The sequence below is a fragment of the Streptomyces anandii JCM 4720 genome (genome assembly GCF_014650655.1).
GTDB lineage: Bacteria > Actinomycetota > Actinomycetes > Streptomycetales > Streptomycetaceae > Streptomyces > Streptomyces anandii.
Genome location: NZ_BMVJ01000007.1, coordinates 132,947 through 142,689 on the forward strand (window position 1 = coordinate 132,947; position 9,743 = coordinate 142,689).

The window sequence follows — 9,743 nt, forward strand, 5'->3', positions numbered from 1 at the left end:
AGAATCACCCCATGGAGCGAACCGAGGAGACGAACCCGCAGGTCACAGCCGCGGAGCAGGTCGGGCCTGCCGCCCGGCGCCGGGGGCGGCCGCGTTCCTTCGACCGCGCCACCGCGCTCGAGAAGGCCGTCCTCGCCTTCTGGGAGCACGGGTACGAGGCCACCTCCGTCTCCGACCTCACCCGTGCCATGGGCATCGGCGCCCCGAGCCTGTACGCCGCCTTCGGTGACAAGCAGGCGCTCTTCGCCGAGGCCGTGCTGGCCTACGACGAGCGCCACCGCTCCTTCGCTCCCCGTGCCCTGGCCGAGGAGCCCACGGCCCGCGCCGCCGTCGAGCGGCTGCTGCGGGAGGCCGCCGCCGCGTACACGGCCCCCGGCCACCCGCACGGGTGCCTCGTCCTGCATGCCGCGGCCAACTGCACCAGCCCCGAGGTCGAGGAACTCCTGCGCGAGCGGCGCAACGCCGACATCGCCGCCTTCCGGCGCCGTATGGAAGAGGGCGTCGCGGCGGGGGAGCTGCCCGCCGGCGCCGACACCGGCGCGCTCGCCCGGTACGTCGCCGCCGTGATCCAGGGGATGTCGCAGCAGGCGCGCGACGGCGCGAGTCGCGGGGAACTGGAGGCACTCGCCGAAATTGCCATGGCCATCTGGCCCCGCGGCTGATCCGGGCGGGCTAGGCTGCGGGGGGACGCCGGACCGGCCCGGATCGGTGAAGAAACGACAACGAACGACTTCCCGCTCATGGACAGCCGGAAGTGGTCTAGTCCACAATGCTGAAAGAAGCCTCGAACGGCGCAACGCGCGCCGGAGTCGCGCACGACGTCCGCACACATGACCTCCGCCTTCCCCGCACAGGAAGGCGGACCGAGGAACCGGGGCTCTCTGCCCTGACTGCACCGGCTCCTCGACCTTCGGCCGACCGGGACCGCACACCCCACGGCCGATTCTGCTCCGGGCTGCGGTGCCGGGAGGGTTGAGGGTCCCTCTCAGGCGCCGCGGCCCGCGGGTGTTTCCCGGGCCCCGCCCGCCCCCGCCCTCCGCGCACGGCGCCCTCCCCGGCTGTTCGAACGCCGGCCAAAAGCCCAGGTACGCTCGCAGACGTGCCCTCCATGAACGAACTCGTACGCCAGCACACCGCCCTCGACGACTCCGACCTCGAGTGGCTCCATCTGCTGGTCTCGGAGTGGCAGCTGCTCTCCGACCTCTCCTTCGCCGACCTGGTCCTGTGGGTCCCCACCCGCGACGGCACCCGGTACGTCTCGGTCGCCCAGATGCGGCCCAACACCGGCCCGACCTCCTACCAGGACGACATGGTCGGCCACCTCGTCCCGCGCGGCCGCCGTCCCATGCTGGACGCCGCGCTCGACGAGGGCCGCATCGTGCGCGAGGGCGACCCGGAGTGGCGCGAGGAGGTCCCGGTCCGTGTGGAGTCCATCCCGGTGCGGCGCGAGGGCCGGGTGCTCGGGGTCATCGCGCGCAACACCAACCTGCTGACCGTGCGCACCCCGAGCCGGCTGGAGCTGACGTATCTGCAGAGCGCCTCGGACCTCGCGCAGATGATCGCGGCGGGCTCGTTCCCCTTCCCGGACCAGCAGGTCGACATGGACGCCTCGCCGCGCGTCGGCGACGGGCTGATCCGGCTGGACGTGGACGGCATCGTGCAGTACGCCTCCCCGAACGCGCTGTCCGCCTACCACCGGCTCGGCCTGGCCGCCGACCTCGTCGGCCATCACCTCGGCCGGACCACCGCCGAACTCGCCCCGACCAAGGGCCCGGTGGACGAGGCCCTGGTGAAGCTGGCCAGCGGCTGGGCCCCGCGCGAGTTCGAGATCGAGGCGCATGACGGTGTCATCCAGTTCCGGGCCATCCCGCTCAAACCCAAGGGCACCCGCATCGGTTCGCTGGTCCTGCTCCGGGACGTCACCGAACTGCGCCGCCGCGAGCGGGAGTTGATCACCAAGGACGCGACGATCCGGGAGATCCACCACCGGGTCAAGAACAACCTCCAGACGGTGGCCGCCCTGCTCAGGCTCCAGGCCCGGCGCATCGACTCCGAACGCGGCCGGGAGGCCCTGGAGGAGGCTGTGCGGAGGGTCGGCTCGATCGCCATCGTGCATGAGACGCTGTCTCAGAACCTGGATGAGCGGGTGGAGTTCGACGAGATCGCCGACCGGGTGCTGGCGATGGTCGCCGAGATCTCCCCGGGCAAGGTGACGGGCCGTCGCAGCGGCCGCTTCGGCATCCTGGACGCCGAGGTCGCCACCCCGCTGTCCATGGTGCTCACCGAGATCCTGCAGAACGCCCTCGAGCACGGCTTCCGCGAGGGCGACACGGGCACCGTGGAGGTCTCCGCGGTGCGCGGCGGCACCTCGCGCGAGGCGCGTCTGCTCGTCACCGTCCAGGACGACGGCGTCGGCCTGCCGGAGGGCTTCGACCCGCACCGCTCCGGCAACCTGGGCCTGCAGATCGTCCGCACGCTGGTGGAGGGGGAGTTGGGCGGCAGCTTCGACATGGTCCCGGCGCCCGGGCGCGGCACGCGCGTGATCCTCGACATCCCGGTACTGGCGAACAAGTAGCCGGCACAGCAAAGAGCCCCGGACCGTTGGCGGTCCGAGGCTAGTCGCTCGTTGATACTGCGCGCTGCGGCTCGGGGGCGGGAGATGCGTACTCGCTGTACGCGCCGCCAAGCTCAGGCTGTCAGCGGGATGGCTGTGGTCAGGCGGAGGCCTGACGGGCCCGGTTGCGGGCGGCGCGGCGCTTCATCGCGCGGCGCTCGTCCTCGCTGAGACCACCCCAGACGCCGGAGTCCTGACCGGACTCGAGCGCCCACTGCAGGCACTGCTCGATAACCGGGCAGCGACGGCAGACGGCCTTGGCTTCCTCGATCTGCAGCAGCGCAGGACCGGTGTTGCCGATGGGGAAGAAGAGCTCGGGGTCTTCCTCGCGGCAAACGGCGTTGTGACGCCAGTCCATGGCTGCTACCTCTCCTTGGTATTACATTCAGATTGCTTGTGAATGTGAACGCTTTCACGAATCCCTCAACAAGGGAAGGGCCTACCGTCAGGTTCCCTGACGTGGTCCTGTGAGTTGAAGAGGGGTTCCGGTGATCTCTGGGGCCCGTGTGGTGGGCCGCCCCGATCGCCACGTAGAGACTCGCAAACCTCAGCGGCGGATACAACCCCTTCCGGAAAGTTTTTTTTGATTCCTCGGTGTCGACTAGGTCACAGCCGTACTTCCATGGGGTGGATCCTGGCCTAAACGTTCGAGTGAAAGGACTTTGGCCCGTTCCGCTCACACAATCACACGCAGTGCACGGCGTACGCCTGTGAACGTCACGCTCGTACGCAGCCCCAGGTGGTCACCGTCCATCTGGAGGGGCAGCGGGACCTTCGAATGCAAGGTGAAGCCGCTCAAATCGTGGAGTGAAACAGCATGCCTGCCATGGGGGCCGCGCTCCGGGGACGAAGTGAGCAACTGGGTGCCATACCGGGCAACCGCGGCCGTGGACAGGCGGCTGAGACCGAGTACGTCGAGCCCCGTGTCGAACGAGGCCTTAGGAGACGTGTACATCGGGCGATTGCCGAGATACGTCCACGGCGAGGTGTTCGACACTATGGCCACCACCAGATCGGCGACCGGGTCCTCGCCGGGCCGGCCCAGTGTGATCGAACCGTGCCGGCGGCTCGGCTCGCCCAGGAACTGGCGGACCACCTGCCGGACGTAGAGGGCGTGCGTGGACTTCTTGCCGCGTTCGCGCTGCTGCTCCACCCGGCCGACCACGCCCGCGTCGAAACCCAGCCCGGCGTTGAAGGTGAACCAGCGCTCGGGAACCGCCGCGTCCTCGGAGCCGGGGGTGCCGGAGGCGAGGCCCAGGCCGACCGTGCGCTCGCTGCCGTCGCGCAGCGCGTCGAGGATCGCGCCGGTGGCCTCGACGGCGTCGTTGGGCAGCCCCAGGGCGCGGGCGAAGACATTGGTGGAGCCGCCGGGGACCACGGCCAGGCGGGGCAGCCGTTCGGGTGCCGGGCCGCGGTGCAGCAGCCCGTTGACGACCTCGTTGACGGTGCCGTCGCCGCCGAGGGCCACCACCAGGTCGATGTCGTCACTGTCCGCGGCCTGTCTGCCCAGGTCCCGGGCGTGGCCGCGGTACTGGGTGGTGACCGCGTCCAGTTTCATCTCGCTGGCGAGCGCGTGGATCAGGACGTCACGCGTACGTGCGCTTGTGGTGGTAGCCGCCGGATTGACCACGAGAAGTGCACGCATGGGGTGCAGCGTACCTACTGAGCGGTACTCGGCCCAGAGCGAGGTAGGGATCCGGTAAGAGAGGGAGGCGTGAGCCTGGACACGGCCCCGGGCGCCCCGAGGGCTACCCTTCTGGGGTGAGCAGGAAGCAGAACCCCACCTCCGAGACCACGGCCGACACCGCCGCGGACGCCGGCACGGCCACGGGCCCCGCCGGACCGCGCCCGCGCCGGCTGACGTACGCGGCCGTACTGTCCGCGCTGGAGGGGCTCGCCCTGCTCGCCGGCGGGGCCTGGATGCTCGTCCTCGGTGTGACGCGTGACGGCGGCGACCGGCAGCAGGCCGTCACCGGCGGGATCACCGTCCTTGTGCTCGCGCTGCTGCCGCTGCTGGCCGCGCGCGGGCTGCTGCTGCGGCGCGGCTGGAGCCGCGGCCCCGCGGTCATCACGCAGATCATGGCGCTGCCCGTCGCCTACAGCCTGCTCCAGGCCGACAGCGTGGCGCTCTGGGCCGGCGTAGTGCTCGCGGTCGTGGCCGTGGCGGGGCTGGTCCTGCTGGTCAACCCGGCGACGACCCAGGCCCTCGGCATCAAGGGACCGGGCCGCGCCCGGGAGACCGAGCGGCAGTAGCCGTACGACCCCGCCCGCCCGCTTCCGGCTACTCCTCCACCAGGAGTTTCTCCCGCAGCTGGGCCAGGGTGCGGGCCAGCAGCCGGGAGACGTGCATCTGGGAGATGCCGACCTCCTGCGCGATCTGCGACTGGGTCATGTTGCCGAAGAAGCGCAGCAGCAGGATGCGTTTCTCGCGCGGCGGGAGGTCCTCCAGCAGCGGCTTGAGCGACTCGCGGTACTCCACGCCCTCCAGCGCCTCGTCCTCGGCGCCGAGGGTGTCCGCGACCGCCGGGGACTCGTCGTCGGTGTCGGGGACGTCCAGGGACAGCGTGGAGTAGGCGTTGGCCGACTCCAGGCCCTCCAGGACCTCCTCCTCGGAGATGGCGAGCTTCTCGGCGAGCTCGTGCACCGTGGGGGAGCGGCCGTGCAGCTGGGACAGCTCGGCGGTCGCCGTGGTGAGCGCGAGCCGCAGCTCCTGGAGCCGGCGCGGCACGCGCACCGCCCAGCCCTTGTCCCGGAAGTGCCGCTTGATCTCACCGACGACCGTCGGGGTCGCGTACGTCGAGAACTCGACCCCGCGGTCCGGGTCGAACCGGTCCACCGACTTGATCAGGCCGATGGTGGCGACCTGGGTCAGGTCGTCCAGCGGCTCGCCGCGATTGCGGAAGCGGCGCGCGAGATGCTCGACGAGCGGCAGGTGCATGCGGACCAGCTGGTTGCGCAGCTCCGCGTACTGCGGGCTGCCCTCCTTCAGCGCGCGCAGCTCGACGAACATCGCGCGTGCGCCACTGCGGTCGTGCGGGTCGTGCGACGCGCCGCGCGCACCGTGCGCGTTCGGCGCGCTGTGCGTGTTCGGCACGGAGTGCGCGTCGTCCTCGGAGTTCCGCTCGTGCTCGCTCATCGTCCCGCCCGTCGCCCTTCCCCGAGCCCTCGCCTCCTCCCCCGCTCTCGGCCCGCGAGTGGGAGGACCCCCCTGGCCGGCGGAGTCCTCGCTCCGCGCCGGTGGAGGCGTGACCTGCACGGCGTCGTCCTGGTCCAGCGGCCCCTGGTCCGGCGGGACGGGACCCACGGGCCCGTCCTCCGGGTGCGGCCTGGCCTGCTCGGGGATCCCGTCGATGCCGCCCGCCGTGCGCCCGGACGCGGCCGGGCCTCCCGGGCCGCCCTCGCCCGGGCCCCCGGCCCCGTCCGCGCGGGACGCGGTCCCGCGCTCGGCCGGCAGCTCCCGTGTGCCGCGCTCTTCGTCCCGCACCGGCCCGTCCCCGTTCCTCACGCCGGCCCGGGTCCCGCGCCGCGCTGTTTGTAGAGGCTGATCGAAACGGTCTTGTCCTCGTCCACGGCGGAGGAGACCTTGCCCGCGAGGGCCGACAGCACGGTCCAGGCGAACGTGTCACGGGAAGGCGCGTGACCGTCCGTGGTCGGCGCCGACACGGTGACCTCGAGCGAGTCGTCGACGAGCCGGAAGACGCAGCTGAGCACCGACCCCGGCACGGCCTGCTGGAGCAGGATCGCGCAGGCCTCGTCCACAGCGATGCGCAGGTCCTCGATCTCGTCGAGGGTGAAGTCCAAACGGGCCGCGAGGCCGGCCGTGGCCGTCCGCAGCACCGACAGGTAGGCACCCGCAGCCGGCAGCCGGACCTCCACGAAGTCCTGGTTCGCCGCGGGCTCGCCTGCGATCTGGGACACCCTCACCTCCAAGGTGGTACAAGCATTCTCAGGGCCGAGGGTCGCCCCTCGGGGGTAACGCCCTACGTGGTTCAGCGGTGACGCTACCGCGCTCTCGGCATTCCTGTCCCGGGGCCCCAACCCCTTGCCGTCACTCATAGTAAAGCTGCGGATACGCTCCGTGGCTAGAGGTTCTGCGGGCCCAAATGGGAACAGCGCGCGCCGGGTTGACGTACCCAGACGTCAGACGGTCGAACCGTCCCCATCGCCGGTCACACGAGTACGTGATCCACGAAGCACCAACGCCAGTCCTCACCGGGCTCGAAGGTCTGCATCACCGGGTGTCCGGTGTCCTTGTGGTGCTTGGTCGCGTGCTGACTCGGGGAGGAGTCGCAGCATGCGACGTGGCCACACGTGAGACACAGCCGGAGCTGAACCGGGTTCGTGCCCTCCGCCAGGCACTCCAGGCACGTCTCGCTCTGGGGTCCGGGCTCCGGACGCGGCAGCGCGCCTGCGTGCGTGCACTGTTTCATGATTGCCAGATTACGACGGGCTCGCGGGTGGCCGCGCGGAAAAAGCGGGTGGGCGGGAAACGATGACCGGGCGAGAGACGACGGGTGGGCGAGGACCATGGACGTGATGCCGCTGCTGTTGCTGGTGGCGGGCAGTGCGGCGGTGGCGGGGGCCGCCCGGCGCACCCCGGTGCCGGCGCCGCTCCTGCTGGTCGCCGCCGGACTGGCCGTCTCCTACGTCCCCGGCGTGCCCGACTACACCCTCGACCCCGGGGTGGTCCTGCCGCTGCTGCTGCCCCCGCTGCTGTACACCTCGGCCGTCGACAGTTCCTACCTGGACCTGCGCGCGCAATTGCGGCCGGTGGCGCTGCTCTCGGTCGGCTACGTGCTGTTCGCGACCGTCGCGGTCGGCTGGGTCGCCTATCTGATCGTGCCCGGGCTGCCGCTCACGGCGGCCCTGGTGCTGGGCGCGGTGGTGGCGCCGCCCGACGCGGTCGCCGCCACCGCGGTGGCCCGCCGGGTCGGTCTGCCCTCGCGGATCACCACCATCCTGCAGGGGGAGTCCCTGCTCAACGACGCGACCGCGATCACCGCCTTCAGAGTGGCCCTGGCCGCCGCGGTCGGCGAGGGCGCGACCTGGGCGGGAGGCGTGCGCGAGTTCCTGGTCGCGGCGGTCGGCGGGGTCGGGATCGGGCTGGTCCTGATGGCCCCGATCCACTGGCTGCGCACACACCTGCACGAGGCGCTGCTGCAGAACACGCTCTCCCTGCTGATCCCGTTCGTCGCCTACGGCGTCGCGGAGCAGCTGCACGCCTCCGGGGTCCTCGCGGTCGTCACGGTCGCCCTCTATCTCGGACATCGCGCGTGGGAGGTCGACTTCGCCACCCGGCTGCAGGAGGAGGCGGTGTGGAAGATGGTGGCGTTCGTGCTGGAGTCCTCGGTGTTCGCCCTCATCGGGCTGCAGCTGCAGTTCGTGCTCAAGGGCCTCGGGCAGAATCAGGGCGCCGCGGCCGCCTGGTACGCGCTCGCCGTCTTCCTGGCGGTCGTCGCCGTCCGGTTCGTGTGGGTGTATCCGGCGGCCTTCCTGCCCCGGCTGCTGTTCCGGGGCGTCCGGGAACGCGAGGAGAATCCCACCTGGAGAGGCGCGATGGTCACCGCGTGGGCCGGGATGAGGGGCGTGGTGTCGCTGGCCATCGCCTTCTCGATCCCGGTCGCCACGCACGACGGCGCCCCCTTCCCGCAGCGCAACCTGCTGCTCTTCCTGACCTTCACCACGGTCATCGGGACGCTGGTCGTCCAGGGCCTCACCCTGCCGCCGCTGATCCGCCTGCTGAAGTTCCCGGGGCGCGACCCCCAGGCCGTCACGCTCGCCGAGGCGAACGCCCAGGCGCAGGCGTCCCGGGCCGCCGAGCGGCGGCTGGAGGAACTGCTCACCGACGAGCGCAACGCGCTGCCCGAACCGCTCGCCGGGCGGCTCCGCGCGGTGCTGGAACGCCGCCGCAACGGCGTGTGGGAACGCCTGGGCCAGCCCAACCCCGTCACCGGCGAGTCGGTCGACGACACCTATCGCCGGCTGTCCCGGGAGATGATCGGCGTCGAGCGCGCGGTCTTCGTACGGCTGCGGGACGGCCGCTACATCGACGACGAGATGCTCCGCACCCTGCTGCGCAGACTGGACCTGGAGGAGGCGGCCGCCTACCGCGAGGCCGCCTGATCAGTCGACCGGATGGCTGCCCGTGGGCTCGGGGAAGGGGCGGCCCGTGATCACCGCGGCGATCGTCGTCCCGCGCGGGAAGGCACCCTCGCCGGCCAGGGTGACGAGCGCGTACAGCAGCTTGGCCACGTAGAGGCGCTCGACCGGAACGCCGTGGCGGTCGGTGAAGTCGTCGGCGAAGGCGTGGAGCTCCGGGGTGGTGCGGGCGTAGCCGCCGAAGTGGAAGCGGTCGTCGAGCGACCAGTCGCCGCGCCGGGCGCCGAAGGCCCCTTCCTGGAGCCGCTGTACGCCGGCGGTCAGGAACCCGCCCTTGAGGACCGGTATGCCGAGGGCGCGCCTGCCCGGGGCCAGCCCGGCGGCCAGCCCGGCGAGGGTACCGCCGGTGCCGCAGGCCAGGGCGACGACGTCCGCCCGCTCGCCCAGCTCCTCCCCGAGGGCGCGGCAGCCGTGCACGGCGAGGATGTTGCTGCCGCCCTCGGGCACCACGTGAGCGTCCTCGGCCCCGGCCGCGCTCAGCAGGGTCGTGAGTGTCTCCGGCTCGTCCTTGCGGCGGTACGTCGTACGGTCCACGAAACGCAGCCGCATCCCGTCCGCCGCGCACCGCGCGAGGGAGGGGTTGAGCGGCCGGCCGGCGAGCTCGTGGCCGCGGACCACGCCGATGGTGGGCAGGCCGAGCAGACGGCCCGCGGCGGCCGTGGCGCGCAGGTGGTTGGAGTAGGCGCCGCCGAAGGTGAGGACCGTCCGGCCGGCCGCGGCCCGGAGGTTCGGCGCGAGTTTGCGCCACTTGTTGCCGATCAGCTCCGGGTGGATCAGGTCGTCCCGCTTGAGCAGCAGCCGCAGACCGCGACGGGCGAACCGCTCGTCGTCCAGCTCCTGCACGGGGGACGGCAGACGGGGGCCGAGAACGGCGGGATCGGAGCCGGCCGGGCCGGGGGCTGCGGAGCTGGTCACCGGGCCATTGTCCCGCCGTCCGCGATCGTGGTCCCCATGTGTGCCCGGGGCGCCG

At 71.8% G+C, this 9,743-nt stretch carries 10 protein-coding genes; 4 read left to right on the forward strand and 6 right to left on the reverse strand.

The genetic code is table 11. The features are described from left to right. Positions 1-11 precede the first annotated feature (11 nt). Complete coding sequence (locus IE249_RS15065) at positions 12-662, forward strand: TetR/AcrR family transcriptional regulator (RefSeq protein ID WP_189705329.1); 651 nt, start codon at positions 12-14, stop codon at positions 660-662. A gap of 446 nt (positions 663-1,108) precedes the next feature. Next, a complete protein-coding gene (locus IE249_RS15070) occupies positions 1,109-2,575 on the forward strand; it encodes a sensor histidine kinase (RefSeq protein ID WP_189705493.1) in 1,467 nt (488 codons plus the stop codon). Between the two features lie 139 nt (positions 2,576-2,714). On the opposite strand, the gene IE249_RS15075 is transcribed toward IE249_RS15070, so the two are convergent. Together IE249_RS15075 and IE249_RS15080 are read right to left on the reverse strand one after the other, a co-directional pair. Then, on the reverse strand, positions 2,715-2,972 hold the full coding sequence (locus tag IE249_RS15075; protein WP_003992873.1) for a WhiB family transcriptional regulator: 258 nt from the start codon (positions 2,970-2,972) through the stop codon (positions 2,715-2,717). 318 nt (positions 2,973-3,290) lie between these two features. Further along, positions 3,291-4,259: a diacylglycerol/lipid kinase family protein gene (locus IE249_RS15080; RefSeq protein WP_189705330.1), complete on the reverse strand. Its 969-nt coding sequence runs from the start codon at positions 4,257-4,259 to the stop codon at positions 3,291-3,293. A gap of 116 nt (positions 4,260-4,375) precedes the next feature. On the opposite strand from IE249_RS15080, the gene IE249_RS15085 reads away from it, so the two are divergent. Then, the gene (locus IE249_RS15085; RefSeq protein ID WP_189705331.1) at positions 4,376-4,867 is read left to right on the forward strand and encodes a hypothetical protein; all 492 of its coding nucleotides are present in this window, start codon (positions 4,376-4,378) and stop codon (positions 4,865-4,867) included. 28 nt (positions 4,868-4,895) lie between these two features. Here IE249_RS15085 and IE249_RS15090 read toward each other — a convergent pair whose 3' ends face one another. The 3 genes from IE249_RS15090 to IE249_RS15100 all read right to left on the reverse strand — a co-directional run bounded on the left by IE249_RS15090 (position 4,896) and on the right by IE249_RS15100 (position 7,044). Next, the gene (locus tag IE249_RS15090) at positions 4,896-6,098 is read right to left on the reverse strand and encodes an RNA polymerase sigma factor SigF (RefSeq protein WP_189705332.1); all 1,203 of its coding nucleotides are present in this window, start codon (positions 6,096-6,098) and stop codon (positions 4,896-4,898) included. A 17-nt stretch (positions 6,099-6,115) separates the two neighbouring features. Continuing rightward, entirely contained in the window at positions 6,116-6,532 is a 417-nt protein-coding gene (locus IE249_RS15095) for an ATP-binding protein (protein ID WP_009190566.1), read from the reverse strand. A 251-nt stretch (positions 6,533-6,783) separates the two neighbouring features. After that, entirely contained in the window at positions 6,784-7,044 is a 261-nt protein-coding gene (locus tag IE249_RS15100) for a UBP-type zinc finger domain-containing protein (RefSeq protein WP_189705333.1), read from the reverse strand. A gap of 97 nt (positions 7,045-7,141) precedes the next feature. Here IE249_RS15100 and IE249_RS15105 point away from each other — a divergent pair, with 97 nt between their 5' ends. Further along, the gene (locus IE249_RS15105) at positions 7,142-8,737 is read left to right on the forward strand and encodes a Na+/H+ antiporter (protein WP_189705334.1); all 1,596 of its coding nucleotides are present in this window, start codon (positions 7,142-7,144) and stop codon (positions 8,735-8,737) included. Here the strand turns inward: IE249_RS15105 and IE249_RS15110 are convergent, their stop codons facing one another. Next, positions 8,738-9,688: a 1-aminocyclopropane-1-carboxylate deaminase/D-cysteine desulfhydrase gene (locus tag IE249_RS15110; protein ID WP_189705335.1), complete on the reverse strand. Its 951-nt coding sequence runs from the start codon at positions 9,686-9,688 to the stop codon at positions 8,738-8,740. It lies immediately after the preceding gene. Between the last annotated feature and the right edge of the window lie 55 nt (positions 9,689-9,743).

Excerpts from the sequence above, each read along its gene's own strand:
- IE249_RS15100 (WP_189705333.1), bottom strand. The coding sequence starts at position 7,044 with ATGAAACAGTGCACGCACGCAGGCGCGCTGCCGCGTCCGGAGCCCGGA.
- IE249_RS15065 (WP_189705329.1), top strand. The coding sequence starts at position 12 with ATGGAGCGAACCGAGGAGACGAACCCGCAGGTCACAGCCGCGGAGCAG.
- IE249_RS15105 (WP_189705334.1), top strand. The coding sequence starts at position 7,142 with ATGGACGTGATGCCGCTGCTGTTGCTGGTGGCGGGCAGTGCGGCGGTG.
- IE249_RS15075 (WP_003992873.1), bottom strand. The coding sequence starts at position 2,972 with ATGGACTGGCGTCACAACGCCGTTTGCCGCGAGGAAGACCCCGAGCTC.
- IE249_RS15080 (WP_189705330.1), bottom strand. The coding sequence starts at position 4,259 with ATGCGTGCACTTCTCGTGGTCAATCCGGCGGCTACCACCACAAGCGCA.
- IE249_RS15070 (WP_189705493.1), top strand. The coding sequence starts at position 1,109 with ATGAACGAACTCGTACGCCAGCACACCGCCCTCGACGACTCCGACCTC.